This is a genomic window from Streptomyces sp. NPDC030838 (assembly GCF_055572035.1).
Map to the genome: position 1 here is coordinate 112,348 of NZ_JBVIED010000003.1, position 26,858 is coordinate 139,205.

Below are 26,858 nucleotides of genomic sequence, written 5' to 3' on the forward strand. Positions count from 1 at the left end.
GTCAACAGGTGGTCCGTGGCGAGCCGGTGAGGCTCGCACCGAGTGGTCACGTGGATGAGTCTCGCGGGCGCAGGGGGTCCGGTTCGATGGTGCTCGGCCCCCTCCTGTGCGGGGGAAAACCCCACCCCCGAAGCTGAGGTACGCCGTGGCCGCGGCGCCCTCAGCGGCGTAAAGCCAGGTTAAGGACGGCCCCGCCCCGTCTCGTCCTCCGCCCGGACGAACCCTCCCCGAGCCGTTGTACGGAGGAACCCCTAGGGGCCGTCCACCGACAGGCGGATCCGCTCTCGGGGTCACGGTCCGCCCTTCGGCCCACCCAGACTGCACCCTCCCGCTGCGTCAGGGACAAGTGCGAAGCTGTCCTGCGGCAGATAGGTGCAAGGGGAAGGAATTTCGTGGGCCAGGGGGACACCGAGCCGATGAGCCAGGGCGACACCGGCATACGCGAGGCCACCGCCGGCCGGCCACGGGACACCCGGGGCCGCGGTGCCGTCGTCGCCGCGCTGATGCTCTCCATGGCGCTCGCCGCGCTGGACTCCACCATCGTCGCCACCGCCGTCCCGCAGATCGTCGGCGACCTCGGCGGCTTCTCCGTCTTCTCCTGGCTGTTCTCCGGCTATCTGCTCGCCGTCACGGTCAGCCTCCCGGTCTACGGCAAGCTGTCCGACACCTTCGGCCGCAAACCGGTGCTGATCGTCGGCGCGTCCGTCTTCCTGCTCGGCTCGCTGCTGTGCGCGCTGGCCTGGAACATGGGCGCGCTCATCGCCTTCCGCGTCGTCCAGGGCCTGGGCGGCGGCGCCCTCCAGGGCACGGTCCAGACCCTCGCCGCCGACCTCTACCCGCTCGACGAACGCCCGAAGATCCAGTCCAAGCTGTCCACCGTGTGGGCCGTCTCGGCGGTGGCCGGCCCCGGCGTGGGTGGCCTGCTCGCCGCGTACGCCGACTGGCGCTGGATCTTCCTCGTCAACCTGCCGATCGGCGGACTCGCCCTCTGGCTGATCGTCCGTCATCTGCACGAGCCGCGGCGGAAGAAGGCGGGCACGCACGCGCGTGTCGACTGGGCGGGTGCCCTGGCCGTGTTCGCCTGCGGCGGGGTGCTGCTGACCGCGCTGGTGCAGGGCGGGGTGGCCTGGCCGTGGCTGTCGGCGCCGTCGCTGGCGCTGTTCGGGACCGGGCTCGCGCTGGTGGCGGTCGTGGTGCTGGTGGAGCGCCGGGCGGCCGAGCCGATCATCCCCGGCTGGGTCTGGCGGCGCCGTACGATCGCGGCCGTCAACCTGGCGCTGGGCGCCCTGGGCCTGCTCATGGTGGCCCCCGCGGTGTTCCTGCCGACGTACGCCCAGTCGGTGCTCGGCCTCGGCCCCGTCGCCGCCGGGTTCGTGCTCTCCGTGTGGACGCTCAGCTGGCCGGTGTCGGCGGCGCTCAGCCAGCACGTCTACCGCAGGATCGGCTTCCGCGACACGGCGATGCTGGGCATCGGCACGGCCACGCTGATCCTGGCCGCGTTCCCGCTGCTGCCGTACCCGGGCGAGGCCTGGCAGCCGACGCTGCTGATGCTGCTGCTCGGGGCCGCCCTGGGCCTGTTCCAGCTGCCGCTGATCATCGGTGTGCAGTCGACGGTCGGCTGGGCGGAGCGCGGCACGACCACCGCGTCGGTGCTGTTCTGCCGGCAGACCGGTCAGACGATCGGCGCGACCCTCTTCGGCGCGATCGCCAACGGCGTGCTGGCCGCCCGCCTGGGCGGTGCCGGCGACCTCGACTCCGTCGCGCGGGGCCTGGACACCGGCGCCGCCTCCGAGGCGACCCGCCGGGCGGTCGCGGACGCGGTGCACGCGGTGTACCTGGGCGCGGCGGGGGCGGCGGCGCTGGCGTTCCTGGCGCTGCTGGTGCTGGCCCCGCGACGGTTCCCGGTCCTCGCGGAGACGTGAGGAGAAGCGAGGACAGGTGAGCCGCCGCCGCGAAAAAGGGGGCGCCTCCAGGGACGCCCCGGTCCTACTCTGGCCCTCATGGTGACCTTGGAGCGGCTGCGATCCGACCACGCGGAGGCCCTGCTGGCCTTCGAGCGGGAGAACCGCGCGTACTTCGCCCGCGCGGTGCCCGATCGCGGGGACGCGTACTTCGCCGAGTTCCCCGCCCGCCACCGCGCGCTGCTCGCCGAACAGGACGCCGGAGTCTGCCACTTCCACGTCGTACTGGACGAGGACGGGCGGCTGGTCGGCCGGGTCAACCTGGTCGACGTCGAGGACGGCACGGCCGAACTCGGCTACCGCGTGGGCGCCCGCGCGGCGGGCCGGGGCGTCGCCACGGAGGCGGTGCGCCTGGTGTGCGAGAGGGCGGCCACGGCGTACGGACTCCGCGCGCTCACCGCGGTCACCACGCTCGACAACGCGGCCTCCAGGACCGTGCTCGAACGCAACGGCTTCACCACCGTCGGCCACCTCACCATCGACGAGCGCCCCGGAGTCCGCTACCGGCGCGAACACCTGCTCTAGGATCCGCGGTCATGGGGCCGGAGACACAGGTTGTGCTCAAAGGGCGCGGGGGAACCTTTCGGCTGGACGGCCGGACGATAACGGTGGTGCGCGGACGCACCGTTCGGGAGATCCCCCTGCGGGCCGTCGAGGCGGTGGAGCGGGGCGCGGACTGGCGGTCCGTCGGACTGCGGATCACCGGCGGCGGCCCGGAGCCCGCGTTCACCGTCCGCACCGGCAACACCGCCGCCGTGCGGGCATTCACCGAGGTGCTGGGGCGGGCGCTGGACGGAGTCACACCGGTGCCGGACGGACAGGCGCTGATCACCACCCGCCCCCGGCCGCTCCGACTGCCCGTGCCGTCCACACGCGCGTCCCGCGTCACGGCGCTGGTGCTCGGCTGGGCGGCCCTGATCGTCCTGGCGGCCGCCGGCACGGAGGACTCCACCGAAGCCGGCCTCGTCGTCGCCGGCACGCCCGCCGGACCCATGGGGCTCTGGATGCTCGCACTGGCCTGGCGGTTCTTCCTGCGCGACCCCTGGATCCTGCGCCGACGCGGGGTGACGGTGCCCGGGCAGGTCGTCCGGTACATCACCTCCACCAAGCAGCAGGCCATGTACCCCGTCTACCGGTTCACCACGGTCACGGGCGAGACCCTGACCCAGGAGTCCTCGGTGTCCGTGCTGAAGCGCCTGGCACACCCCGGCGTCGACGTGACCTACGACCCGCTGGACCCGACCCGGGTGCGGGGCGCTCGTGCGCTCGGCCATCTCAGCGCCGGGCTGCTCCTCGCCCTGTTCGGCGCGAGCGCCGCCCTGGTGGCCCTGACGGGCGTCGCGCTGGCCCTCACCCCGCTGTGAGCGACGGCCGGCCGACGGTTCAGCCCACCCGGCGACGCCCGGCGGTTCACCCCGGCCGGCGGAACCACGCCGTGGCCTCCGGCAGGCACAGCAGCACCAGGGCCGGTGCGGTCAGCACGATGCGTACCGCCGCGTCCAGGAACTCCCCGACCGTCTCGGCCTCGCCCACGGTGGCGAAGGACCCGATGACGACGAAGGCGAGGATCAGGCAGGACGCGAGCCGGACGCCGAGGCGGGCACCGCCGTCGTACGTCAGGGCGAGCAGCGCGCACACTCCCAGCAGGAGCCAGGGCGCGAACCGTTGGCCCAGCTCGTAGGACGACAGGCCGTCGGTCAGTGCGAGCAGGGAGAGCAGCCCCACCCCCACGCACGCGTACACCAGGATCTGGGCCGCGCGTACCTGGACGGGCATCACCGGCCCGGCGGCAGAACTCATCTCATCCCCCTCGTGATCGTCGCCCGATGGTAGATCACGCGCGGAAAGCGCATACCGACCACTCAGTTTGGCGAAACCGTCGCGCGCTCCCGGTGCTCCGAGTAGCGTGCGTGCCCCGCACCACACCCCCCACTCCCTGCGGTCCGCCGCCCCGGACCCGAGCCGCGCAAGGAGCACCGGGATGTCCTCCGACCCGTATCCGACGTACCCCTGGCAGCCGGCGCCCCCACCGCCGCCGCACGCCCACCGAAGGCCGGCGAACGCCCCGCTCGGCCACCACAGCGACCTGCGGATCCTGCGCAGCGCCTACCGCTGGCAGCGGCGCGTGGCCACGCTCACCGCGCTCGGTTACTTCACGCTGTTCCTCATCCTGTCGGCGTACGCGCCGTCGTTCATGACGGCCGACGTCACCGGCGGACTGCCCGTCGGGCTGCTGCTGGCGCTGGTCCAACTGCCCGTCACCTGGCTGGCGATCGCGCTGTACGAGCACACCGCGCGGCGCTACGTCGACCCGCTCGCCGACCGGATCCGCCGGCAGTCCGAGGTGGAGGCCAGGCGGGAGGCGGCGCGATGAACGTCTTCAGCGACTCCGCGCAGACGATGTCCCTGGTCGCCTTCACCGCCATCGCCACGATCACCCTGCTGCTGTGCGTGATGACCGGCCCGGACCGCGACGACCTCGACGAGTTCTACACCGGCTACAGCTCCCTGTCGCCGATGCGCAACGGCCTGGCGATCGCGGGCGACTACATCTCCGCCGCGACCGTGCTGGGCACGTGCGGGGTCATCGCGCTCTACGGCCACGACGGGATCGTGCTCGCGCTGAGCACGGCCCTGTCGCTGATGCTGCTGATGTTCCTGCTGGCCGAACCGCTGCGCAACGCGGGCCGGTTCACGATGGGCGACGCCTTCGCGCGCCGTATGCCCGGGCGCACCGTGCGAATGACGGCGTGCGTGGTGACGCTGGCCGCGCTGCTGCCGCTGATGCTGGTGCAGCTCGCGGGCACCGGACAGCTGCTGGCGTTCATCCTGGGCTTCTCCGGCAACGAGGTGAAGACGGGCTGCGTCATCGGCCTGGGCGCGCTGATGATCTCCTACGCGGCGATCGGCGGTATGAAGGGCACCGCCCTCATCCAGATCCTGAAGATGGTCATCCTGCTCGGCTCGGGCGCCGCGGTCGCCGTGCTCGTCCTGAGCAGGTTCGACTGGGACCCGACGGCCCTGTTCTCCGCGGCGGCGGCGCGCAGCGGGGTGGGCGACGCGTTCCTCGGCTCGGGGCTGGAGTTCGCGGGCGGCCCCTATCCGCGCGTCGACATGATCAGCGCCCAGTTGTGCGTGGTGCTCGGCGGCGCCTGCCTGCCGCACGTCACCATGCGCATGTACACCGCCTCCAGCGCTCCTCAGGTACGGCGTTCGATGTCCTGGGCGGTGGCCGGCGTGGCGGTGTTCGTGCTGGTCATCACGGTCATCGGGATGGGCGCGACGGCGCTCGTCGGGCGGGAGGCGATCGCGCTGGCGGACCCGCAGGGCAACTCGGCCTATCTGCTGGGCTCCCAGGCGGCGCTCGGGCCGGAGGTGTCGACCGCGGAGACGTTTCTGTTCACGACGGTCGCGACGGCCGTGTTCCTCACGGTGCTCGCCTCCGTCGCCGGCATGATCCTCGCCTGCGCCAACTCCCTGGCCCACGACGTGTTCGCGGCCCGCGTGCAGGAGATGCCGGCCCGCCGCGAGATGACGCTGGCCCGCGTCTCCGCGCTGGCGGTCGGCGTCCCCGCGATCCTGCTGGCCACGCTCGTCCAGCACCGCAGCCTGCAGCCGCTGGTCACGCTCTCCTTCAGCCTCGGCGCCTCGGCCATCGCCCCCGCGCTGGTCTACAGCCTCTTCTGGCGCCGCTACACCCGCGCCGGCCTGCTCGCCACCCTCATCGGCGGCACCCTCGCGGTCCTCGTCCTCACCCCGGGCACCAACCTGGTCTCCGGCTCCCCCGTCTCCGCCTTCCCGGAGGCCGACTTCACCTACTTCCCCTTCACCACCACCGGCCTGGTCTCCGTCCCCCTCGGCTTCGCCTTCGGCTGGCTGGGCACGGTGCTCTCCGGCCTGCGGAGGGCGGAGGAGGAGCGCCGGCAGTACGAGGCGGTGGAGGGCTGGATCCTGGCGGGGGCGGTGCGCAGGAGCGAATGAGGACAAGCGAGGAGGAGAGGGGGCGCGTCACTCCGCGGGCGCGTGCCCGCCCGTGAGCGCCGCCAGGCTCTCGCGTACGTGGTCCATGTGCGCCTGTACGTCGTCCCAGCGCTCCCCGTGCTCCCGCAGCACCCGCTCGGTCTCCCGGGCGATCTGCTCCTCCCGCGCCCGCGCCTCGGCGACGATCTCCGCGGCACGCTCCTGTGCCTCCTCCTGCCGGCGGCGGGCGGACTCCTCGGCCTCGGCGAAGGCCTGCTCGGCCTCGGCGAGCGCGGCCTCGGCGCGCGCCACCTGGTCGGCGTGGCGGGCATCCAGCGCGGCGGCGCGCTCGGCGGCCTCGCGTTCGACGGTGGCCCACCGCTCGGCGTGCTCCTTCTGCTGGTCGGCGAGGAGCGCGGTGGCGCGCTGCCGCATCTCGCGGAGGGCGGTCAGCGCCTCCGTACGGCTCTCCTTCACCTCGCGCCGGGCCGTGACGCGGATCTCGTCGGCCTCGGCGCGCGCCGCGAGCAGCCGGTGGCGGGCGCGGTCCTCGGCGTCCGTGCGGAGCGCGTCGGCCTCCGCCTGCGCCTCCCGGCGCACGCTGTCGGCGTGCGCCTCCGCCTTCGCGACACGATGTTTCGCCTCGCGCCGAGCCCGCTCGCGTACGGCCGCCGCCTCATCCTCCCCGAGCTGGAACAGGCGCCGGGCGCTCTCCCCCAGCGCCTCGTACGTCTGCGGCGGGAGCTGGTCGACCTCCTCCCGCAGCCGCTCCACCTCCGCCTCCATCTCCTTGGCGAGCACGGTGAGACGGGCGGCCCGTTCCCACGCGGCGTCACGGTCGCGGCAGAGCGCCGAGACGGACGCGTCGACCTGCTCGGGGCGGTAACCGCGCCCCCGGACCACGGCCGCAAAGCCATGTGGTGACACCGATGTGCTGCTCATCCCGGGACCCCTCTCCACCGACTCACCCGAAACGACGTACGAACGATCACGGACGTCGTACGAACGATTGCGACTGACGATTTCGCGCACATCTTGATGGATCGGCAGGAAAAGCCCACAACGCAACACTCCACGCCATGTTCCACACAAAAGGGCCTGGCCCGGTCCTTCACGACCGGGCCAGGCCCTTTCTGACACTCCGTCAAACGGATGTCACAGCAGCCCGTCCCACATCTGCTCCAGCAGCACGGACCACCAGCTCTCCGGCGAACCGAGCGCCGCCGGGTCGAGGGCGGCCAGCTGGGCCTGGAAGTCGACGGTCCAGCGGCCCGCCTGCTCCTGGTTCAGCCCGAACCGCAGCCGCCACATCCGGCCGAGCAGCGCCAGGCAGCGCGCGAACTCCGGCAGACCGGTGTTCACGAACTGCGGCGGCACCGGCGCCCCGCCCGGACCGGCCTCGACGGGCACGGCGACGATGTTCGCCGTGCCGTACTGCACACAGATCGCCTTGCCGAAGTCGCTGCCCATGACGAGGTATGACCCCGCGTCCGCGGCGGGCTGCACCCCGCGCTCCTGCGCCAGCTCCGCCAGCGTCGGCACCGGACGTCCCGGCTGGGCCTGCGCCCAGAAGAACGGCCCCAGGTCGACCGGCAGGCCGGCCACCACCAGGGTGTGCGCCACGATCGGCGGCACGCCCTGCCGGGACACCGCGGCCTGCTCGAACCGGAAGACGCCCGGCCCGAACGCCGCCGCCAGCTCCTGCGCGATGGCCTCCGGCGGAAGGGGCGGCGCCGGCTGCACCGGCGGCAACGGTGCGCGCACCGGCGCCGGACGCGCCGGCCCGTCGGCCACCTGGTGCAGCTCGCCCTGGTGCGCCAGCAGCTGCTGCATGCCCTGCTGCCGGCTCGCGTGGTCCGCGCCGTACGGCGCGATGGACGTGATCCGCGCCTGCGGCCACTGCTCCCGGATCATCCGCGCGCAGTAGGCACCCGGCAGCTCGCACGACTCCAGCTCGGTGTGCAGCTCCAGCACCTGGTCCGGCGGCACGTTCATCGCCCGCAGCTCGTGGAAGATCTGCCACTCCGGATGCGGGGTGCCCGGCGCGGAACGCCGGATCAGCTGCTGCTCCGAGCCGTCCTGGGCGCGGTAGCGGAGGACGGCCTGGTAGCCGGGACCGACGGTCGGCTGACCGGTGGGCTGCTGCGGGTAGCCGTACGCCGGGGGCTGCGCACCCGGCACGGGCTGACCCGGCGCGGGCGGCATCGGCTGGGGGGCGCCGGGGGGTACGCCGGGGACGCCCGGGGCCTGCGGCGGCGGGGGCACGCCCGGACCGCCCACCGGGGGCGCGGCCAGCATGGTCTCCGCGTGGTGTACGGCACCCTGCGCGCCCGGCGTGCCCGGCGTGCCCGGGGCGCCCGGAGGCTGCGGCGCCCCCGGGGCGCCGGGAGTGCGCGGGGCGCCCGGAGCACCCGGTGCGCCGGGAGGGCCCGGGGGCTGCGGCGCGCCCGGACCCGCCGGACCCATCTGCGAGGGGTCGGCCAGCATGGTGGCGGCATGGTGGACACCGCCCGGAGGCGTGCCACCGGGGACACCCGGCGGGTTCGGCGGCTGCGGCGCGCCCGGGCCGGCCGGACCTTCGGGGCCGTCGGGACCGAGGGCGGACACGAGCTGGGTGGGCACGTACGCGCCGCCCGCCGGAGTGCCCTGCGCACCCGGCGGCGGGGGCGTACCGCCCGGCCGAACACCCGGCGTGCCCGGCGCACCCGGCGGAGGCGGAGGCGTCGCCCCCCGGCCACGGCGCGGCGGCGGGGCCGCCTTGCTGGTCGCGGCGTCGGCGATGTCACCGGCGTTCGACGGAAGCGGCTGGGCGGCCGACTGCGGGTAGCCGTAGGACGGCGCGGGCGGCGGCGTGCTCCCCTGCGGTGCGCCAGGGACCGGCGCCCCGGGGGTGGGCGGCATGGAGGGAGGCGGCGGCGTGCTGTGCGCACCGGGCGGCGTACCCGGAGCGCCCGGAGTACCTGGCGCGCTCGGCACACCCGGAGCACCGGGGGCACCCGGCATCCCAGGAGCACTTGGGACACCCGACGCGCCAGGCGTACCCGGCGCATCCGGCGTGCCCGGAGCACCCGGCATCCCAGGGGCGCTCGGCGCGTTCGGCACGCCGGGACCACCCGGCGTACCGGGAGCACCCGGAGCGGGAGCGCTCGGCACGCCCGGCATACCCGGGCCGCCCGCAGCCCCCACACCAGACGGCGCGCCCTGCGCCCCCAGCGCGTTCGGATCGTCGATCGCCGGCGCGATCGCCGTCGGCGGCAGCTGGCTGCCCCCCGACATCAGCGCCGTCTTCGCGTCCGGCACCACCACCGGCGGAGTCTCGTCGTCGGCACCGCTCAGCGGCGGCGCGAACACGGTCTCCGGCAGCGGTACCGAACGGTCCTCACCGGCATCCGCGTTGGTGTCGGTCCCGGCCCAGGGCGTCGCCCCTACGGGCACACCCGGCGCGCCCGGCGCCGACGCGCCGGTGGGAATCCCCGCCTGCGTCTGCGGCAACGCCGCACCGGCGGCCGGAGTCGCGGAACCGGGCACCGCATCCACGGGCCCGCCGCCCTCAGGCGCCGCACCCGCAGGAACCGAATCCACAGGTTCCCCAGCCGCAGGCACCGCATCCTCCGGCGCCCCGCCCCGGAACCCGTCCCGGGACTCGCCCCGAGCCGCACCCCGATGGTCCGGAATGCCCAGCCTGTCCGCCGCGTCCTGCAACCACTCCGGCGGAGTCAGCAGGAACGACGTCTGATTGAGGTCCACCCGCGCCGGAGGCGCCGGCGCCGGCTCGCCGGCCACCTCGTCACGGCCGTACTCCTCCTCGTACCGGCGGATCACCTCACCCACCGGCAGCGACGGCCACAGCGTGGCCTCCCCGCTGTCCCGGGCGATCACCAGCCGCTGCGCGCCGCCGTCCGAACGCGGCCCGTCCGCGCGGTCCTCGGCCCACACCACGAACCCGAGCTCGAACTCGCGCACCCGCACCTCACGGTGCTGGTACGACGGCACGTCCCCGTTGATCCACTCTTCCGCGCGCTCCTGCGCCTGCGCGAACGTCACCATCGGTCAGCTCACTCCCCCGACACCGGCACGGACCGCGCGAAACCGCCGTCCACCATCAGATTCGCCACCGTCTCCAACTCCGGCGGCGATCCCGCGAGCCGCGACAGAAAGGCGTCGAAGTCCTCCCCGCACGGCAGCAGCAGCCGCTCCACCCGCTCGGCGGGCGACCACGAGGGATCCACGTCCCGCGCGTCGTCGTACGCGCAGAACCACACCGAACCGATCCGCTCGCCCTTCACCTTCACGGCCAGCAGACCGCCCTGCACGAACCCGACCCCCAGATAGTCCTTGGTCAGGTGATCCCGCAGACACTTGTTGACGTACACCAGGTCGTTGACCGCCGCCTCGTCCCGCACCGTGAAGAACGGCTGGTCGACCAGCAGCCCCAACTCCGCGTCCAGCGCGGTCCCGACCGGCGCGCAGCCGCCCGCCGCCTTCAGGAACGAGCGGTAGGCGCCCGGCAGCCGGTACCCCAGCTCCTCCTCGACGCCCTGCACCTGCGCCTCGCTCACCGCCACACCCGACTTCGGCAGCCCGAAGTGCGCCGGACGCGTCTCCTGCAACGGCCGCGTACCCCGCTTAGCCTGGTCCACCGCCGCCGTCGCGATACCGCCGTGATGCCGCAGCAACGCCTTCACCTCGACCGGCACCAGCTCCAGCCGCCGCGTCCCCGCCACGTGGTGCCACGTCCAACCGTGCGGCGTCGCCACCGCCGGCACCGTGTCCCACAGCTCGTGCCCGGACGCCGACAGCGCCGCGTTCGCCGAGACGTAGTCCGTCAGCCGCAGTTCGTCGACACCGAAACCCTCCGGCGGATCCGCGATCTCCGCCGCCGCCCGCGCGTAGGGCGAGAAGTCGGGGTAGCCGTGCTCGTCCACCCGCACCCCTCTCGGGTGACGGGCCGCCCGGACCGGATCCGGGAAATGCACGACCTGCCCGGCGTAGGCCGCGTTCGGCGGCGCGGCTTGCTGCCCGAGCCGACCTGTCGTCATGGCGGTTGCCCCCTGCGGCACTCTGTACGACCCGTAACGACCGACTCCGGCCACTACGCCCCGTATCGACTTCTCTGCTCCGACGCACCCCTTGACCCGGGCACGCCCACCGCGCGCGGCGCGGTGTCGACAGCCTATGCGGTATGAGGAAACCGGTCACCGGCGCCGGTCACGCCCGCCCCGCGCCACCGGACGCCCGCCTTCCGCCCCCACCGGTACACGACCCCACCGCCATCCGCTCCCCACCCCACCCCTGACACACCGTCACCATCGCGTCACCACCACGTGACAGCACACCCCCGACCGTGCGTGTCGAGCCGCCCCAGCTTCCGCACCTGCCACGGCATTTGGCACTCTGTGTCCGCCGGGGGGATGCTCGGGAGGGGAAGACGATCATGAACGCGACGCAAACAGGACCGCACACCAGCGCCTCCGGCGACCCCCGCGTCGGCTGGAGCGCCACCGACGAGCGCCCGGCGCCCACGCTGCGTCACCGCCGCGACGGCATACTCCCCACCGTCGCCGCCGCCCTCTCCGTCCGCGGCGCCACCCTCACCGGCACCGCCGCCCGCGGCGACCAGCCCCCGACGCTCCACCCCCTGGTCCAGGACTTCCTCGACACCCTCACCAGCGCCCAGCGCGACCGCTTCACCGGCCGCTGCGCCGAGACCATCCTCATCTCACGCCACCTCGCCACCGCCGACGCCGCCCGCAGCAAACGCGCCGCCCGCCGGCCCATGACCAACGGCGAAGCCCGCAAAGCCCTCAAACAGGCCAAACTCACCGCCCGCCGCATCCGTGAGGACGGCGACCCCCTGCACGGCAGCTTCGCCGCGCCGTGCCGCGCCTGCACCGCCCTCAGCGCCCACTTCGGCGTCCGCATCGTCGACCCCACGGCAACCGACGACTGACCCGCACAGCCGCCTCACCACCACACGACGAGCAAGGGCAGATGCACACCGACCGCACCTCCACCACCCGCTTCTCCGTCCCCGTCGACGCCGCCCTGCGCGCCGCCGGCTGGCAACCCGGACGCTGGGACATCAAACAGGCCGAGATCTGGGCCGACACCCTGCGCGAGCACACCTCACCGGCCGGCCACCGGCACGCCGTCTTCCCCGCCGCCGTCGAAGCCTGGGCCGAATTCGGCGGTCTCCAGATCAACCCCACCGGCCCCGGCCGCCAGCTCGCCCCCGCCGCCCTGCACCTCGACCCGCTGCACGGCCTCCACATGGCCCGCACCCTCGGCGACCTCGGCCGCGCCCTCGACACCGAGGTCAGCCCCCTCGGCGCCGAAACCGAGACCCAGGCCCTCCTCGCCATCGACACCGAAGGCCGCGTCTACGCCCTCGACCACACCGGCGACTGGTACCTCGGCCCCGACATCGACCACGCCCTCACCACCCTCGTGGCAGGCCTGGAACCCGTACGCCTCACAGCGGACCGAGGGGCCTGAAACCAGGCAGAGCGCCCTACGACGACGCCGGAATCACCGCCGACACCCGAAAACCCCCCGCATCCGTCGGCCCCGACACGAACACCCCGCCGAGCCCCACGACCCGCTCCTTCATCCCCACCAGCCCATTGCCCCCCGACGGCAACCGCGCCGACGACGCGGCCCCCATCTCCGGCGGCGGCTCGTTCTCCACCTGCATCGCGATCTCCGACGCCCGATGCGCCAGCCGCACATACGTCTTCGCCCCGGCGGCATGCTTGTGGACGTTGGTCAACGCCTCCTGCACCACCCGATACGCGGTCTGCTCGATCTCCGGCGCATACGCCCGCGCCTCCCCCTCCACCGACAGATCCACGACCATCCCGGCCGCCGCCGACTGCCCGATCAACTCGTCCAGCTCCGACAGACAGGGCCCCTCCCCCGTCTCATCGACAGCCCGCGACGCCGCCGCGGCCGCCGCCGCACCCACCGCCGCCAGCGGCACCGACGCCCGCTCACGCCGCCCGGCGCCGTCCCCCGCCGTCCGCAGCACACCGAGCATCTCCCGCAACTCGGTCAACGCCTGCCGCCCCATGTCCCCCACGAGCGCGGCATTCTTCACCGCCTTCTCGGGATCCTTCCGCGCCACCGCCTGCAACGCCGCCGCATGCACGACCATCAAACTCACCCGATGCGCGACCACGTCATGCATCTCCCGGGCGATCCGAGTCCGCTCCTCGTTACGCGCCCACTCGGCCCGCTCCTCCGCCCGCTCCGCGAGCAACTGAAGCTCCCGCTCCAGCGAGTCCGCCCGCTCCCGCAGACTCTCCATCAACCGCCGCCGCGCCCCCACGTACAGACCCAGCAGCAAGGGCGGCGCGGTGACCCCCAGCGAGGCAGTGATCGAGATGAAGGGGACGAACCAGTCCCCGACGCTCAGCTCCACTTCCCCGTGCGCCATGTCCTGCCGCGCCCGTACCAGCGTCACCACGAGCGTCCCCACCAGCGACATGCCCGCCAGCGCCGCGATGATCCGGCGCGGCAGCTCGGAGGCGGCGAGGGTGTAGAGCCCCACAACCGTCAGCAGCAGACCCATCTGCGCCGGCGAGATCGCGATCGACACCAGCACGACCGCGATCGGCCACATCCGACGCAGCAACAGCGTCGAACCGGCCACGACCCCGAAAACGACCCCCGCCGCCTCCGGAATCCCCGCGTCCTGCGCGAAGGGATACCCCTCCGCCCCGCACTCCAGCGCCGACACCAACGCGAGGCTCCAGTCGAGCACCGCGCCGCGCCGCCTCTCCCACCACCACGGCCCCGAACGGGCCTCCGTGTGGTCATCCCCCGTCGTGGTCATGCCCTCCAGCCTACGGGCGCCCGGGTCCGCATTTCCGGCGAGTTTCGACGACTGGCCGTTCGCCTCCGTAACCCCCCATTCCGGCCGGACACGGCCTTCGGCGGATCCGGGAGGGTGATCAAAGTCCTGAAGGGGGCGGACTTGTACCGTCGCATCGCGGGGTCTTGGTACGGCATAGTGTTGGGTGCCGACTCGGCGACCTGACCGAATGTCCGGTTCAGGCGAGTTCCATCCCCCATGGTGTAATCAGGCAGCACTGAGGGTTTTGGTCCCTTAAGTTCAGGTTCAAATCCTGATGGGGGAGCTCCTGACATCCGGGCCCCGACATCCACGTCGGGGCCCGCAGCCATGTCCCCCCAGAAACCCCCCGGTATCCTGCGGTTGTCCACACCCCCTCCACAGCCGAAGGGCATCCCGTGAGCGCCATTCGCCCGGCAGCCGTCGTCGTTCTCGCAGCGGGTGAGGGCACCCGTATGAAGTCGGCCACACCGAAGGTCCTGCACGAGCTGTGCGGCCGCAGTCTCGTCGGTCATGTGCTCGCCGCGGCCGGTGAGTTGGAGCCGAAGAATCTGGTCGTCGTGGTCGGGCACGCCCGGGAGCAGGTGACCGAGCACCTCACCGCCGTCGCCCCTGGCGTCCGTACCGCCGTGCAGGCCGAGCAGAAGGGCACCGGGCACGCCGTCCGGATGGGCCTGGAGGAGCTGGGCGGGGCGGTCGACGGGACCGTCGTGGTCGTGTGCGGGGACACCCCTCTGCTCACCGGCGACACGCTGAAGCAGCTCGCCCAGACCCACGCCGACGACGGCAACGCGGTGACCGTGCTCACCGCCGAGGTCCCGGACGCCACCGGATACGGGCGGATCATCCGCGACGAGGCCACGGGCGCCGTCACCGCGATCGTCGAGCACAAGGACGCCTCCGAGACGCAGCGCGTGATCCGGGAGATCAACTCCGGGGTGTTCGCGTTCGACGGCCGGCTGCTCGCGGACGCGCTGGGGAAGGTCCGTACGGACAACAGCCAGGGTGAGGAGTACCTGACGGACGTCCTCGGGATCCTGCGCGAGGCGGGGCACCGCGTCGGCGCGTCCGTCGCCGCCGATCACCGGGAGATCGCCGGGATCAACAACCGCGTGCAGCTCGCCGAGGCCCGGCGGATTCTCAACGACCGGCTGCTGGAGCGGGCCATGCTCGCGGGTGTGACGGTCGTCGACCCCGCCACCACCTGGGTCGATGTCACCGTCACGTTCGAGCAGGACGTCGTCGTGCACCCGGGCACCCAGTTGCAGGGCACCACCCATCTCGCCGAGGGCTCGGAGGTCGGTCCGAACAGCCGGCTGAAGAACACCCGGGTCGGCGCGGGAGCGCGGGTGGACACCACCGTGGCCGAGCAGGCGACCGTCGGCGCGGAGGCGACCGTGGGGCCGTATGCCTATCTGCGGCCGGGGACCCGCCTGGGGCGGAAGGGCAAGATCGGGACGTACGTCGAGACGAAGAACGCCTCGATCGGCGAGGGGACCAAGGTGCCGCACCTGTCCTACGTCGGTGACGCGACGATCGGCGACCACACCAACATCGGCGCGGCGAGCGTGTTCGTGAACTACGACGGTCAGGAGAAGCACCACACCACGGTCGGCTCGCACTGCCGTACCGGTTCGGACAACATGTTTGTGGCTCCTGTCACCATCGGGGACGGCGCCTACACGGCTGCCGGCTCCGTGATCACCAAGGATGTGCCGCCCGGCTCGCTGGCTGTGGCCCGTGGTCAGCAGCGGAATATCGAGGGTTGGGTGGCTCGTAAGCGTCCGGGGAGCGCGGCGGCGAAGGCGGCCGAGGCGGCGTCCCGGAAGCCGGATGGCGAAGGCTGACCGGAAACAGGTGCGTCTGGGACGGCGTACCGTGATAAGTGCACACCCGCACCCCACCAGCTGAGACGACGATTCTCGTGCCCCAGCTGCGAGACGTCGTGTCAACACCCAGCTGAGACACCTCTGAGGAGAAAGTGCTGTGACCGGGATCAAGACGACCGGCGAGAAGAAGATGATGTTCTTCTCCGGCCGCGCCCACCCCGAGCTTGCCGAGGAGGTCGCCCACCAGCTGGGTGTCGGGGTCGTCCCGACGAAGGCCTTCGACTTCGCCAATGGCGAGATCTACGTCCGCTACCAGGAGTCCGCGCGTGGCGCGGACTGCTTCCTGATCCAGAGCCATACGGCTCCGATCAACAAGTGGATCATGGAGCAGCTGATCATGATCGACGCGCTGAAGCGTGCGTCGGCCCGCTCCATCACGGTCATCGTGCCCTTCTACGGTTACGCGCGGCAGGACAAGAAGCACCGGGGTCGTGAACCGATCTCGGCGCGTCTGATCGCCGACCTGATGAAGACGGCGGGTGCCGACCGGATCCTGACCGTGGACCTCCACACGGACCAGATCCAGGGCTTCTTCGACGGGCCGGTGGACCACCTGTTCGCGCTGCCGCTGCTCGCCGACTACGTGGGCAAGAAGGTGGACCGCGAGAAGCTGACGGTCGTGTCGCCGGACGCGGGTCGCGTGCGGGTCGCGGACCGCTGGTGCGACCGGCTGGGCGCGCCGCTGGCGATCGTGCACAAGCGGCGTGACAAGGACGTGGCGAACCAGGTGACGGTCCACGAGGTCGTGGGTGAGGTCAAGGGCCGGGTGTGTGTCCTGGTCGACGACATGATCGACACGGGTGGGACCATCTGCGCCGCCGCCGACGCGCTCTTCGCGCACGGGGCGGAGGACGTCATCGTCACCGCCACGCACGGTGTGCTGTCGGGGCCTGCCGCGGACCGGCTCAAGAACTCCCGCGTGAGCGAGTTCGTGTTCACGAACACGCTGCCGACGCCGGGTGAGCTGAGCGGCGACCTCGACAAGATCACGGTGCTGTCCATCGCGCCCACGATCGCGAGCGCGGTGCGTGAGGTGTTCGAGGACGGTTCGGTGACGAGCCTGTTCGACGAGCAGTGAGCCGTACGGCTCTCTGAGCGGCTCTCTGGCTGATCGCCCGCGCCCGGAGGGCGCTCAAGGTCAACTTTTCTGCGGCCTTCCTCGCCGAGTACCCTGTGGGAGTTGCTCGGCGAGGGAGGCCGTACGCGTACGTACGGCGGTCCGTTATCGACGCGCTCTTCGTAGCAGGCCGTTCGTGGCCGGGTGACCCGTCCGTTCCGCTTCCTACGAGGAGTGATCAATATGTCCGAGGTGAAGCTCACCGCCGAGACCCGCACCGAGTTCGGCAAGGGTGCGGCCCGTCGTATCCGCCGTGACAACAAGGTCCCGGGTGTCCTGTACGGCCACGGCTCGCAGCCGCTGCACCTGACCTTCCCGGGTCACGACCTGCTGCTGGCGCTGCGTACGCCGAACGTCCTGATCTCCCTGGACATCGACGGCAAGACCCAGGAGCTGGCGATCCCGAAGTCCGTGCAGCGTGACCCGCTGAAGGGCTTCCTGGAGCACGTCGACCTGCTGCTGGTCAAGCGGGGCGAGAAGGTCACGGTCGAGATCCCGGTCGTCACCGAGGGCGAGCTGGCCGCGGGTGGCAACCTGCTGGAGCACGTGCTGAACGCGCTGCCGGTCGAGGCCGAGGCCACGCACATCCCGGAGCAGGTGACGGTGTCCGTGGAGGGTCTGGCCGCCGGTGCCTCGATCCACGCCAAGGACATCGCGCTGCCGAACGGCGTGACCCTGGCCGTCGAGGAGGACGCCGTCGTCCTGCAGGTCCTGGCCGCGCAGGCCGAGGAGGCCGCGGAGGGCGAGGAGGCCGAGGCCGGCGAAGAGTCCGCCGAGGCCTGATCCTCAGCGTCGTCGCGTCAGCCGCTGTTCCCCGGGGGGTCCCTTGGGGGCAGCGGCTGGCGCGTATTCGAGGCGTTTCTCGCGTATCCACGGATCGCGTATCTAAGGAGACATGGACGTGACGACCGATGCGGGTGCCCCCTGGCTGATCGTGGGGCTGGGGAATCCGGGGCCGGAGTACGCGATGAACCGGCACAACGTCGGGTTCATGGTGGCGGATCTGCTGGCGGAGCGGATCGGGGGCAGGTTCAAGCGGGCGGGCAAGGCGCAGGCGCAGGTCGTGGAGGGCCGGATCGGTCCGCCGGGGCCGGCGAACCGGCGGGTGATCCTGGCGAAGCCGATGTCGTACATGAATCTGTCGGGTGGTCCGGTGAACGCGCTGCGGGACTTCTACAAGGTGCCGGTGGGGAACATCGTGGCTGTCCACGACGAGCTGGACATCGACTACGGGACGCTGCGGCTGAAGCTGGGCGGCGGTGACAACGGGCACAACGGGCTGAAGTCGATGACGAAGGCGATGGGCTCGGACTATCACCGGGTGCGGTTCGGGATCGGGCGGCCGCCGGGGCGGATGCCGGTGGCGGATTTCGTGCTGAAGGACTTCTCGTCGGCGGAGCGCAAGGAGCTGGACTACTTCGTGGACCGGGCGGCGGACGCGGTGGAGTGTCTGGTGATCGAGGGTCTTGAGCGGGCGCAGAGCACGTACAACTCCTGACTTGTCCCTTACGTGAGTTGACTGGCCGTGCAGGCATGGCCAAGGATCGCGGCCATGCCTTCTGCGGTCGTCTCCAGTCAGGGTGCGGACGCCGTGCTGCGCTTCGGCCGGTTCGCGGCGATGGGCGCGGTCACGGCGCTGATCCTGATCGCCGGGGTGTGGGCCTCGTGGGGGTCCGCCCAGTACGTGATGCTCACCAAGGGCCGGGAGAGCGGCACCGTCGAGGTCACCCGCTGCGGTGCGAAGACCTGTTCCGGTCCGTACGCGCCGCTCTCGGCGGGCTCGCGGGCCCGGGAGCGGGTGGTGGTGGAGAAGTCGGCGGCGGTGCGGGAGGGGCAGACGTACACGGTCGTCATGAAGCCGGACGGCGATGAGGCGGTGCGTTCGGGGCCGGCCGGGATCCTCTACTCCTGGGTGCCGCTCGGGGGTGCGCTGCTGCTGGCCTCGGTCGTGGTCGCGGGCGGTCTGCGCCGGGTCCGGGCGGCGTGGGTGCTGGCGGGGTCGGGGCTGGCGCTGATCACCGCGGCGTTCCTGGCGGTGTGACAGCCCGATTTCCGGATCAGCCGATACGTCTGACCGGGTATCACCGTTGTGTCTCCTGTGGAGACTTGGATCGTTGCCTGTTCGTGCTTGATCCGTCACCGGGGTTGGCCGGAAGCTGAGCCGCCCCCTCCACATCTTCCCCGTTCGTCACTCGAAGATGGACTGACTGCTTCATGCGAACCCTCACTCGCGTCGGCGCCGTGTGCGCCGGTGCCGCGGCTGCGCTGCTCCTGTCCCCCGCCGCCCACGCGACTCCGCCCGGCGACAACGGCACCGTGAAGATCCACGACGCCACCACCGGCGAGGAGCTGCGCAAGAACGAGCCGCACGTCTGCACCTTCTACCTGGACGCCTTCGGCTTCGACGCCGGCCAGCAGGTCGACTGGCACATCGAGACCTGGGCCCCGACGGCCGACGTCAAGGGCGAGACGGTGAAGTCCGGCTCCCTGACCCTCGACGACGACGGTCACGAGCGCACGGAGGACATGACCCTCCCCGACGGCCACTACAAGCTGTTCTGGACCTTCGAGGGCAAGCACGGCGCCCCCAAGCACAAGGTCTTCTGGACTGACTGCGAGGAGGACGAGGGCGGGCAGCCGGGTACGACGCCGTCCGCCACGCCATCCGCGTCGTCCGGCGCCTCCGAGGCCCCGTCCGCCTCTCCGAGCACGTCGGAGGGTCCGTCCGAGGGCGCCACTCCGGGCGCCTCCGAGAGCGGTGCGGCCGCTCCGGCCGGGTCCTCGTCCCCGTCCCCGCAGGGCGGCGCCGAGGGTGACCTCGCCGAGACCGGCAGCAGCGCCCCGGTGGGTCTGCTGGCGGGTGTGGCCGCCGCGCTGGTGGCCGCGGGTGGCTTCCTGGTGTTCCGCCGCCGCAAGGCCCAGCAGGGCTGACGTACGGCGTCACCGCACGCAGCGGCGCCCCCAGGCTCCTGGTGAGCCTGGGGGCGCCGTCGTCTGCCCGGGCGGGCGTCAGCCGGTGTTGCGCAGGCCCGCCGCCACACCGTTGACGGTGAGCAGCAGGGCGCGCGCGAGCAGCGGGTCGGGCTGCTCACCGGCGGCGGCCGCGTCGCGCTGGCGCTTGAGCAGGGCGACCTGGAGGTAGGAGATCGGGTCCAGGTAGGCGTCGCGGACGGTGAAGGTCTGCTTGAGCACCGGCTGGGCGTCGAGGAGTTCCTCCTCGCCGGTGACCCGCAGGACCTCGCGCACGGTCAGCTCGTGCTCGGCCTTGATGGTGTCGAAGACGTGCTTGAGCTCGTCGGGGACGAGGGTGTCGACGTAGTGGCGGGCGATCCGCAGATCGGTCTTCGCGAGCGTCATCTCGACGTTGGACATGAAGTTCCGGAAGAAGTGCCACTGCCCGTACATCTCGTCGAGCACGGTGTCCAGGCCCGCCTCGCGCAGCGCCTTCAGGCCGGAGCCGACACCGAACCAGCCGGGGACGATCTGCCGGGACTGGGTCCAGCCGAACACCCACGGGATGGCGCGCAGGCCGTCGAGCGAGACGCCCGAGCCGGGGCGGCGGGAGGGCCGCGAGCCCAGGTGCAGGTCGGCGAGCTGGTCGACGGGGGTGGAGGCGAGGAAGTACGTCGGCAGGTCGGGGTCCTCGACCAGGCGCCGGTAGGCGGCGTGGGCGGCGTCGGAGACGACGTCCATGGCGGCGTCCCAGCGGGCGAGGGCCTCGTCGGACTGGCGGGGCGCGGTGTGCAGGGCGGAGGCCTGCAGCGTGGCCGCGACGGTCAGTTCCAGGTTCTCCCGGGCCAGGGACGGGATGAGGTACTTGTCGGAGATGACCTCGCCCTGCTCGGTGACCTTGATCTCGCCCTCCAGGGTGCCCCAGGGCTGGGCGAGGATGGCGTCGTGGGTGGGGCCGCCGCCGCGGCCGACGGTGCCGCCGCGGCCGTGGAAGAGCCGCAGACGGACGCCGTACCGGTGGGCGACGTCGCGCAGGCGGCGCTGGGCGCGGTGGATCTCCCACTGGCTGGTGGTGATGCCGCCGAACTTCGAGGAGTCCGAGTAGCCGAGCATGACCTCCTGGACGTCGCCCCGGAGCGCGACCAGGCGCCGGTAGGACGGGTCGGAGAGCATGTCCTCCAGGATCGTGTCGGCGGCCTTGAGCTCGTCGGTGGTCTCCAGGAGCGGCACGATGCCGATCTTGGCCCAGCCGGCGTGCAGGTCGATCAGCCCGGCCTCGCGGGCCAGCACGGCCGCGGCGAAGACGTCGTCGGCGCCCTGGCACATGGAGATGATGTACGACTCGATGACCTCGGGTCCGAAGACCTCCAGGGCCCGCTTGACCGTCTGGAAGACGCCGAGGGTCTTCTCACCGGCCGCGTCGACGGGGGCCGGGGTGGGCGCCAGGGGTCGGCGCGAGCGGAGTTCCTTGGCGAGCAGCTTGGTCCGGTAGTCGCGCGGCATGTCCGCGTACCGCCAGGACTCCTCGCCGAGACGGTCGAACAGCTGGCCGAGGGCGTGGTGGTGGGCGTCGGCGTGCTCGCGGACGTCCATGGTGGCGAGCTGGAGGCCGAAGGCGGCGAGGGTGCGGATGGTGCGGTTCATCCGGCCGTCGGCGAACAGAGCGCCGCGGTGCGCGCGCAGCGATGTCTGGATGAGCGTGAGGTCGTGCAGCAGCTCGGCGGTGCCGAGGTAGTCGCGGCCGGGCTCGTGCGGGGTGCCCTTGGCGAGGCGCTGCTTGGTGTTCTCCAGCTTCTGCCGGATGCAGGTGGCCTTGAGCCGGTAGGGCTCCTCGGCGTTGAGCCGCTTGTAGCGGGGGCTGATCTCGGGCAGGTTCTCCAGGTCGGCCTGGAGGGAGGCCAGCAGCTCCTCCGTCGCGCCGGAGTAGCGGATGGAGTTGGAGAGGAAGCCGCGCAGCTCGTCGATCATCTCCAGGGCGTCGTTGATGCCGTGCTCGTGCTGGAGGATGAGGACGTCCCAGGTGACCTGGGGCGTGACGTTCGGGTTGCCGTCGCGGTCGCCGCCGATCCAGGTGCCGAAGGTCAGCGGGCGGGTGTCGTCGGGCAGCTTGACGCCGACGCGCTCCAGCTCCGCCGTCAGGTCCTCGAGGACGTCGCCGACGGCGTTGGCGTGCAGTTCGTCCAGGTAGTAGATGGCGTTGCGCGCCTCGTCGGCGGGCTCGGGGCGGACGACGCGCAGTTCGTCGGTCTGCCAGATGAGGTCGATGTTCTCGGCCAGCCGGACGTCGTGGCGGCGCCGGTCGGAGTCGAGGACGGGGGTGTCCAGAAGGGCGGCGATGCGCCGGAGCTTGTTCAGCACCGAGCGGCGGGCGGCCTCGGTGGGGTGCGCGGTGAAGACGGGGCGCACGTTGAGGTGCCGTACCGTCTCGCGCACGTGCTCGGGGTCGGCGTCCTTCAGCCGGTCGGCCGTACGGGACAGCAGACCGCCCTCGGCGGCGCGCTTGGCCCGCAGCTCGCGGCCGCGGTGCACCTGCTCGGTGACGTTGGCCAGGTGGAAGTAGGTGGAGAAGGCGCGGACCAGCTTGGCCGCGGTCTCCAGTTCCGTGCCGCGCAGCAGCTCGGCGGCGGCCTCGCCGTCCTCTCGGGTGAGGCGGCGGACCTTCTCGACGAGCTCCAGCAGCTCGGGACCCTCCTGCCGCACCAGGGTCTCACCGAGGAGATCACCCAGCCGGCGGATGTCGGCGCGCAGCGCGCTGCTGTTCGTCGTGGTCTGGTCGTCGGCACTGCTCACAGGTGCGGCTCCTTGCAGTGTTGAAGCTCGTCTGGGAGGGGAACCCGGACGGCGTCTCGCGCGGCGGCTGCCGCATACGGGCCGGACATCCGGGAAGTAAACAGAGCGGACCGCGCTGTCCGACCGACTCCAAGGATAGGTGTCCACGGGGACGCGCAGACCGTCGGGCTCTTGCCGCCGGGCGACGCGCTGCCATACTTACGAAGCCGTAGGTTACGGAACCGTAGGGAGTTCGCCCGGTTCCCCGCCCGGCACCCTGCCACAACCATCGACCCCACAGGGGACGCCCATGACCACAAGCTCCGATGTGATCGACGACGCCCCGAAGTCGGCCTCCGAGGGCTCCGCCGCGCCGCTGCCGTCCGCCACCCTGGGTGGCGAGCAGAAGCGGTCCGTCGAGCAGATCACCCTGCTGCTCTTCATCACCGTCCCGTTCCTCGCGCTGCTCGCGGCCGTGCCGCTGGCGTGGGGATGGGGGGTGAGCTGGCTGGACCTCGGCCTGCTGGTCTTCTTCTACTACCTCGGCTGTCACGGCATCACGATCGGTTTCCACCGCCACTTCACCCATGGTTCGTTCAAGGCCAAGCGCCCGCTGAAGATCGCGCTGGCGATCGCCGGGTCGATGGCGGTCGAGGGCCCGCTCGTCCGCTGGGTGGCCGACCACCGCAAGCACCACAAGTTCTCGGACGCGGAGGGCGACCCGCACTCTCCGTGGCGGTACGGCGAGACCGTGCCGGCTCTGATCAAGGGCCTGTGGTGGGCGCACATCGGCTGGATGTTCGACGAGGAGCAGACGCCGCAGGACAAGTACGCCCCGGACCTGATCAAGGACAAGACCCTGCGGACGATCTCCCGGCAGTTCGTGCTGTGGACGATCGTGTCGCTGGGCCTGCCGGCCCTGATCGGCGGTCTGGTGACGATGTCCTGGTGGGGCGCGTTCACCGCGTTCTTCTGGGGTTCACTCGTCCGGGTGGCGCTGTTGCACCACGTGACGTGGTCGATCAACTCGATCTGCCACGCGGTGGGCAAGCGCCCGTTCAAGTCGCGGGACCGCTCGGGCAACGTCTGGTGGCTGGCGATCCTGTCCTGCGGCGAGTCCTGGCACAACCTGCACCACGCGGACCCCACCTCGGCGCGCCACGGTGTGATGCGCGGCCAGCTGGACTCCTCCGCCCGGCTGATCCGCTGGTTCGAACAGCTCGGCTGGGCGTACGACGTGCGCTGGCCGTCACGCTCGCGTATCGATTCCCGCCGGAACACCGGGGAAGACGGCTCCCGGCGCCGGAAGGAGGCCGCCAAGGCGGCATGATTGACGCCGTGGCGACCGACTCCAGCAGTACCTCGAACAGTGACAAGCCGCGGCGTACGCGTCGCACCCGCATGACCGGTGCGGAGCGCCGCCAGCAGCTGCTGGAGATCGGTCGCACCCTCTTCGCCGCGAAGGGATTCGAGGGCACGTCGGTGGAGGAGATCGCCGCGAAGGCGGGGGTCTCGAAGCCGGTGGTGTACGAGCACTTCGGCGGCAAGGAGGGGCTGTACGCGGTCGTCGTGGACCGCGAGATGCGGCGCCTGCTGGACATGGTCACCGGCTCTCTGACCGCCGGCCACCCCCGCGAACTGCTGGAACAGGCCGCGTTCGCCCTCCTGGACTACATCGAGGAGTACACGGACGGCTTCCGGATCCTCGTCCGCGACTCCCCCATCCCTCAGTCGACGGGCTCCTTCGCCTCGCTGATCTCCGATATCGCCACCCAGGTGGAGGACATCCTCGGCAAGGAGTTCAAGAGCCGCGGCTTCGACCCCAAGCTGGCCCCGCTGTACGCCCAGGCCCTGGTCGGCATGGTCGCCCTGACCGGCCAGTGGTGGCTGGAGGTCCGCCGCCCGAAGAAGGCGGAGGTCGCGGCGCATCTGGTGAATCTTGCGTGGCACGGGCTGGATGGGCTGGAGCCGAAGCCGCGGCTGATAGGGCACCGGAAGAGCTGAGTGCCGCTTGCTGTCGCTGGGTCGGTGCGGCGTCGTTGGGGCTGGTCGCGCAGTTCCCCGCGCCCCTTCAGGGAGTCGCCGAACCGTCAGTGATCATTCGGCCCGCTTCCGGGCCACTGCGAACACCCGGCGGAATGGGAACGGGGTGCCGTGCCGCGTCGCCGGGTACGCCTCGCGCAGGGCGTCGCGGTAGTCGCGTACGAAGGCCTCCCGCGCCTCGGGATCATCGGCCAGAGCCGTGAGCACCGGCCGCAGGGCCGTTCCCTTCACCCAGTCCAGGACCGGGTCCTGCCCCGGCAGGAGATGGACGTACGTCGTCTCCCACACGTCGGCCTCGCAGCCGAGGGCCGTCAGCCGGCTCAGGTAGGCCACCGGTGCGAGGACGGCGTTCTCGTGCCGTAGGGCCCCGGCGAGGCGGGCGCGCCAGCGCGGGGAATCCGCCAGCTCGCGCAGGAGGCGGTGGCTCGGGGCGTCGAAGTTGCCGGGGACCTGGAAGGCGAGGGTGCCGCCGGGGGCGAGGGCGGTGGTCCAGTCGGGGAAGCGGTCGGCGTGGCCGGGGATCCACTGGAGGGTGGCGTTGCTGATGATCAGGTCGTGCGGCTCGGTCGGGGTCCAGGTGCGGACGTCGGCGTGAGCGAAGTCCAGGTGGCCGCCGCCCTCGGTCGGGCCGGCGGAGGTCCGCGCCAGCATCTCGGGCGAGTTGTCGTATCCCGTGATGTGCGCGGTGGGCCAGCGCTCCGCGAGCAGCGCCGTGACATTGCCCGGGCCGCAGCCCAGGTCGGCGATGCGGGGTGGGTCGCCGGGGAGGTCGGGGACGTGGGCGAGGAGGTCGGTGAAGGGGCGGGCACGGTGGCCGGCGTGGCGCAGGTACTGCGCGGGGTCCCAGGTGGGGTCAGCCATACCGTCAGACTGGCAAGGCAGGTATCTCGACGTCAAGAGACTTCATGTCGACACAACCACTACACTGATCGTCATGGAGGACGAGGTCGATCGGCTGGTCGCAGCGTGGCGCCGGGAGCGCCCGGACCTCGACGTGGAACCGCTCGAGGTGCTCAGCCGGGTGAGCAGGCTCGCCCGGCATCTGGACCGCGCACGCCGGCTGGCCTTCTCCGAGCACAACCTGGAGCCCTGGGAGTTCGACGTGCTGACCGCGCTGCGGCGCGCGGGTACGCCGTACCAGCTCTCCCCCGGTCAGCTGCTGACGCAGACCCTGGTGACGTCCGGCACGATGACCAACCGCATCGACCGGCTCGCGAAGAAGGGCCTGGTCGAGCGGCTGCCCGACCCGAGTGACCGGCGCGGGGTGCTGGTCCGGCTCACCGACGAGGGCCGCGACCGCGCCGACCAGGCGCTGGCCGGACTGCTGGACCAGGAGCGTGCCATCCTGGCCGAGCTGTCCCGCGCGCAGCGCGGTGAACTGGCCGCCCTGCTACGCCAGTTGACCGCCCCGTTCGACAACATCCCCGGTTAGGTCGACCGGCCCCACCCCGGCCCGCCGGGCGAGTGCGACGGCGGCGAGGGTGGAGTGCACGCCCAGCTTGCCGAGCACGTTCTGCATATGCGTGCGGACGGTGTGCGGGCTGAGGAAGAGGCGTTCGGCGACCGCCTTGCGGCCGAGGCCCGCGACCATGCAGCGCAGCACCTCCCGCTCGCGCGGGGTCAGCGACTCCACCAGCCGCTCGCTCTCGGTGCGGTGCCGGCGCGCGGCGGTCAGCTCGCGCAGCACGCCGGTGAGCAGCGCCGGCGGCAGATGCGTCTCGTCCCGCAGCACCCCGCGGATCACGGTGAGCAGCCGGGACAGCGAACAGTCCTTGGCGACCCACCCGGAGGCGCCCGCCTGGAGCGCGAGGGCGGCCCGGCGCGGGTCGTCCTTCTCCGCGAGCACCACGATCCGCACCCCGGGCTGCGCCGAGCGCACGCCCGCGACCAGGGAGATCCCGTCGACGACGCCCTCCTCGCCGCCGTCCCGCTGCGCGGGCACGGCCGCCACCGCCGGGCGCACGCCGGGCCCGCCGCCGCCCAGGTCGGCGTCGACGAGCAGCACGTCGAACCGCCGGCCCTCGGCCGCCGCCCGCTCCAGGCTGCGCAGCGCGGCCGGGCCGCTGCCCGCCGCGGACACGTCGACGTCGGGCTCGGCGGCCAGGGCCGCGGCCAGCGACTCGGCGAAGATGCGGTGGTCGTCGACGACCAGGACTCGGATGCGAACCACTGAAAACCCCCACTGGTCCGGACAGACCCGGAGAACGAAAGCACCGGCGCGGGTACGACGCCCTGGCGTTTGTGGCAACCACAACCGCACGGCCGCCGCCGTGCAGTGACTGCTACCCCCGCTTCGGGCGTCGTACCCGACTTTG

Annotated in this window: 24 protein-coding genes; 16 read left to right on the forward strand and 8 right to left on the reverse strand. The window is 72.1% G+C overall.

Going from position 1 to position 26,858, the window contains the following annotated elements:
* The first annotated feature begins 416 nt into the window (after window positions 1-416).
* From ACZ42A_RS10975 to ACZ42A_RS10985, 3 genes are all read left to right on the forward strand, one after another.
* Window positions 417-1,922, forward strand: coding sequence for an MFS transporter (locus ACZ42A_RS10975; RefSeq protein WP_468527281.1), 1,506 nt, complete (start codon window positions 417-419; stop codon window positions 1,920-1,922).
* A 78-nt stretch (window positions 1,923-2,000) separates the two neighbouring features.
* Window positions 2,001-2,486 (forward strand): GNAT family N-acetyltransferase, encoded by a 486-nt coding sequence (locus ACZ42A_RS10980; RefSeq protein ID WP_468526866.1) that lies wholly within the window; start codon window positions 2,001-2,003, stop codon window positions 2,484-2,486.
* 86 nt (window positions 2,487-2,572) lie between these two features.
* On the forward strand, window positions 2,573-3,325 hold the full coding sequence (locus ACZ42A_RS10985; protein WP_468526867.1) for a DUF3592 domain-containing protein: 753 nt from the start codon (window positions 2,573-2,575) through the stop codon (window positions 3,323-3,325).
* A gap of 46 nt (window positions 3,326-3,371) precedes the next feature.
* On the opposite strand, the gene ACZ42A_RS10990 is transcribed toward ACZ42A_RS10985, so the two are convergent.
* On the reverse strand, window positions 3,372-3,761 hold the full coding sequence (locus ACZ42A_RS10990) for a hypothetical protein (RefSeq protein ID WP_468526868.1): 390 nt from the start codon (window positions 3,759-3,761) through the stop codon (window positions 3,372-3,374).
* 181 nt (window positions 3,762-3,942) lie between these two features.
* Between ACZ42A_RS10990 and ACZ42A_RS10995 the strand changes: the two genes are divergently transcribed.
* Window positions 3,943-4,335: a DUF485 domain-containing protein gene (locus tag ACZ42A_RS10995; RefSeq protein WP_468526869.1), complete on the forward strand. Its 393-nt coding sequence runs from the start codon at window positions 3,943-3,945 to the stop codon at window positions 4,333-4,335.
* Entirely contained in the window at window positions 4,332-5,942 is a 1,611-nt protein-coding gene (locus ACZ42A_RS11000; RefSeq protein WP_468526870.1) for a sodium/solute symporter, read from the forward strand. The genes ACZ42A_RS10995 and ACZ42A_RS11000 overlap by 4 nt, the downstream gene beginning before the upstream one ends.
* A 27-nt stretch (window positions 5,943-5,969) precedes the next feature.
* Here ACZ42A_RS11000 and ACZ42A_RS11005 read toward each other — a convergent pair whose 3' ends face one another.
* The 3 genes from ACZ42A_RS11005 to ACZ42A_RS11015 form a co-directional block, all read right to left on the reverse strand.
* Window positions 5,970-6,863, reverse strand: a complete 894-nt coding sequence (locus ACZ42A_RS11005; protein ID WP_468526871.1) for a cellulose-binding protein — start codon at window positions 6,861-6,863, stop codon at window positions 5,970-5,972.
* A 213-nt stretch (window positions 6,864-7,076) separates the two neighbouring features.
* Window positions 7,077-9,968: an SUKH-4 family immunity protein gene (locus ACZ42A_RS11010; protein WP_468526872.1), complete on the reverse strand. Its 2,892-nt coding sequence runs from the start codon at window positions 9,966-9,968 to the stop codon at window positions 7,077-7,079.
* Window positions 9,969-9,976: 8 nt separating this feature from the next.
* Complete coding sequence (locus ACZ42A_RS11015) at window positions 9,977-10,960, reverse strand: SMI1/KNR4 family protein (protein WP_468526873.1); 984 nt, start codon at window positions 10,958-10,960, stop codon at window positions 9,977-9,979.
* Window positions 10,961-11,355: 395 nt separating this feature from the next.
* Between ACZ42A_RS11015 and ACZ42A_RS11020 the strand changes: the two genes are divergently transcribed.
* Window positions 11,356-11,871, forward strand: coding sequence for a YwqJ-related putative deaminase (locus ACZ42A_RS11020; RefSeq protein WP_468526874.1), 516 nt, complete (start codon window positions 11,356-11,358; stop codon window positions 11,869-11,871).
* 41 nt (window positions 11,872-11,912) lie between these two features.
* A complete protein-coding gene (locus tag ACZ42A_RS11025; protein ID WP_468526875.1) occupies window positions 11,913-12,416 on the forward strand; it encodes an SUKH-3 domain-containing protein in 504 nt (167 codons plus the stop codon).
* Between the two features lie 16 nt (window positions 12,417-12,432).
* On the opposite strand, the gene ACZ42A_RS11030 is transcribed toward ACZ42A_RS11025, so the two are convergent.
* Window positions 12,433-13,755, reverse strand: coding sequence for a sensor histidine kinase (locus tag ACZ42A_RS11030; protein ID WP_468526876.1), 1,323 nt, complete (start codon window positions 13,753-13,755; stop codon window positions 12,433-12,435).
* Window positions 13,756-14,171: 416 nt separating this feature from the next.
* On the opposite strand from ACZ42A_RS11030, the gene glmU reads away from it, so the two are divergent.
* The 6 genes from glmU (at window position 14,172) to ACZ42A_RS11060 (ending at window position 19,710) form a co-directional block, all read left to right on the forward strand.
* A complete protein-coding gene (gene glmU, locus ACZ42A_RS11035) occupies window positions 14,172-15,620 on the forward strand; it encodes a bifunctional UDP-N-acetylglucosamine diphosphorylase/glucosamine-1-phosphate N-acetyltransferase GlmU (protein ID WP_468526877.1) in 1,449 nt (482 codons plus the stop codon).
* A 139-nt stretch (window positions 15,621-15,759) separates the two neighbouring features.
* Window positions 15,760-16,740 (forward strand): ribose-phosphate diphosphokinase, encoded by a 981-nt coding sequence (locus tag ACZ42A_RS11040; protein ID WP_468526878.1) that lies wholly within the window; start codon window positions 15,760-15,762, stop codon window positions 16,738-16,740.
* Window positions 16,741-16,962: 222 nt separating this feature from the next.
* Window positions 16,963-17,562, forward strand: coding sequence for a 50S ribosomal protein L25/general stress protein Ctc (locus tag ACZ42A_RS11045; protein WP_468526879.1), 600 nt, complete (start codon window positions 16,963-16,965; stop codon window positions 17,560-17,562).
* Window positions 17,563-17,674: 112 nt separating this feature from the next.
* Window positions 17,675-18,277, forward strand: a complete 603-nt coding sequence (gene pth, locus ACZ42A_RS11050; protein ID WP_468526880.1) for an aminoacyl-tRNA hydrolase — start codon at window positions 17,675-17,677, stop codon at window positions 18,275-18,277.
* 54 nt (window positions 18,278-18,331) lie between these two features.
* Complete coding sequence (locus ACZ42A_RS11055) at window positions 18,332-18,820, forward strand: hypothetical protein (protein WP_468526881.1); 489 nt, start codon at window positions 18,332-18,334, stop codon at window positions 18,818-18,820.
* 173 nt (window positions 18,821-18,993) lie between these two features.
* Window positions 18,994-19,710 carry an LAETG motif-containing sortase-dependent surface protein gene (locus ACZ42A_RS11060; RefSeq protein ID WP_468526882.1) on the forward strand — a complete coding sequence of 239 codons (717 nt, stop codon included), beginning with the start codon at window positions 18,994-18,996 and terminating at the stop codon, window positions 19,708-19,710.
* Window positions 19,711-19,788: 78 nt separating this feature from the next.
* On the opposite strand, the gene ppc is transcribed toward ACZ42A_RS11060, so the two are convergent.
* Window positions 19,789-22,521: a phosphoenolpyruvate carboxylase gene (ppc, locus tag ACZ42A_RS11065; RefSeq protein ID WP_468526883.1), complete on the reverse strand. Its 2,733-nt coding sequence runs from the start codon at window positions 22,519-22,521 to the stop codon at window positions 19,789-19,791.
* Window positions 22,522-22,810: 289 nt separating this feature from the next.
* Here ppc and ACZ42A_RS11070 point away from each other — a divergent pair, with 289 nt between their 5' ends.
* Complete coding sequence (locus ACZ42A_RS11070) at window positions 22,811-23,830, forward strand: acyl-CoA desaturase (protein WP_468526884.1); 1,020 nt, start codon at window positions 22,811-22,813, stop codon at window positions 23,828-23,830.
* Complete coding sequence (locus ACZ42A_RS11075) at window positions 23,827-24,504, forward strand: TetR/AcrR family transcriptional regulator (RefSeq protein ID WP_468526885.1); 678 nt, start codon at window positions 23,827-23,829, stop codon at window positions 24,502-24,504. Before ACZ42A_RS11070 ends, ACZ42A_RS11075 begins: the two co-directional genes overlap by 4 nt.
* 93 nt (window positions 24,505-24,597) lie before the next feature.
* Here the strand turns inward: ACZ42A_RS11075 and ACZ42A_RS11080 are convergent, their stop codons facing one another.
* Complete coding sequence (locus tag ACZ42A_RS11080; RefSeq protein ID WP_468526886.1) at window positions 24,598-25,404, reverse strand: trans-aconitate 2-methyltransferase; 807 nt, start codon at window positions 25,402-25,404, stop codon at window positions 24,598-24,600.
* Between the two features lie 73 nt (window positions 25,405-25,477).
* On the opposite strand from ACZ42A_RS11080, the gene tamR reads away from it, so the two are divergent.
* Window positions 25,478-25,975: a MarR family transcriptional regulator TamR gene (tamR, locus tag ACZ42A_RS11085; RefSeq protein WP_104780304.1), complete on the forward strand. Its 498-nt coding sequence runs from the start codon at window positions 25,478-25,480 to the stop codon at window positions 25,973-25,975.
* Here the strand turns inward: tamR and ACZ42A_RS11090 are convergent.
* On the reverse strand, window positions 25,934-26,713 hold the full coding sequence (locus ACZ42A_RS11090) for a LuxR C-terminal-related transcriptional regulator (RefSeq protein ID WP_468526887.1): 780 nt from the start codon (window positions 26,711-26,713) through the stop codon (window positions 25,934-25,936). The two genes, tamR and ACZ42A_RS11090, sit on opposite strands and share 42 nt — an antisense overlap.
* Window positions 26,714-26,858: the final 145 nt, after the last annotated feature.

Bases quoted from the DNA above. Each gene is read 5' to 3' on its own strand.
- ACZ42A_RS10975 (WP_468527281.1), top strand. From the start codon at position 417: ATGAGCCAGGGCGACACCGGCATACGCGAGGCCACCGCCGGCCGGCCA.
- ACZ42A_RS10980 (WP_468526866.1), top strand. From the start codon at position 2,001: ATGGTGACCTTGGAGCGGCTGCGATCCGACCACGCGGAGGCCCTGCTG.
- ACZ42A_RS10990 (WP_468526868.1), bottom strand. From the start codon at position 3,761: ATGAGTTCTGCCGCCGGGCCGGTGATGCCCGTCCAGGTACGCGCGGCC.
- ACZ42A_RS10995 (WP_468526869.1), top strand. From the start codon at position 3,943: ATGTCCTCCGACCCGTATCCGACGTACCCCTGGCAGCCGGCGCCCCCA.
- ACZ42A_RS11000 (WP_468526870.1), top strand. From the start codon at position 4,332: ATGAACGTCTTCAGCGACTCCGCGCAGACGATGTCCCTGGTCGCCTTC.
- ACZ42A_RS11005 (WP_468526871.1), bottom strand. From the start codon at position 6,863: ATGAGCAGCACATCGGTGTCACCACATGGCTTTGCGGCCGTGGTCCGG.
- ACZ42A_RS11010 (WP_468526872.1), bottom strand. From the start codon at position 9,968: ATGGTGACGTTCGCGCAGGCGCAGGAGCGCGCGGAAGAGTGGATCAAC.
- ACZ42A_RS11015 (WP_468526873.1), bottom strand. From the start codon at position 10,960: ATGACGACAGGTCGGCTCGGGCAGCAAGCCGCGCCGCCGAACGCGGCC.
- ACZ42A_RS11020 (WP_468526874.1), top strand. From the start codon at position 11,356: ATGAACGCGACGCAAACAGGACCGCACACCAGCGCCTCCGGCGACCCC.
- ACZ42A_RS11025 (WP_468526875.1), top strand. From the start codon at position 11,913: ATGCACACCGACCGCACCTCCACCACCCGCTTCTCCGTCCCCGTCGAC.
- ACZ42A_RS11030 (WP_468526876.1), bottom strand. From the start codon at position 13,755: ATGACCACGACGGGGGATGACCACACGGAGGCCCGTTCGGGGCCGTGG.
- ACZ42A_RS11045 (WP_468526879.1), top strand. From the start codon at position 16,963: ATGTCCGAGGTGAAGCTCACCGCCGAGACCCGCACCGAGTTCGGCAAG.
- pth (WP_468526880.1), top strand. From the start codon at position 17,675: ATGGACGTGACGACCGATGCGGGTGCCCCCTGGCTGATCGTGGGGCTG.
- ACZ42A_RS11055 (WP_468526881.1), top strand. From the start codon at position 18,332: ATGCCTTCTGCGGTCGTCTCCAGTCAGGGTGCGGACGCCGTGCTGCGC.
- ACZ42A_RS11060 (WP_468526882.1), top strand. From the start codon at position 18,994: ATGCGAACCCTCACTCGCGTCGGCGCCGTGTGCGCCGGTGCCGCGGCT.
- ACZ42A_RS11070 (WP_468526884.1), top strand. From the start codon at position 22,811: ATGACCACAAGCTCCGATGTGATCGACGACGCCCCGAAGTCGGCCTCC.
- ACZ42A_RS11075 (WP_468526885.1), top strand. From the start codon at position 23,827: ATGATTGACGCCGTGGCGACCGACTCCAGCAGTACCTCGAACAGTGAC.
- ACZ42A_RS11080 (WP_468526886.1), bottom strand. From the start codon at position 25,404: ATGGCTGACCCCACCTGGGACCCCGCGCAGTACCTGCGCCACGCCGGC.
- tamR (WP_104780304.1), top strand. From the start codon at position 25,478: ATGGAGGACGAGGTCGATCGGCTGGTCGCAGCGTGGCGCCGGGAGCGC.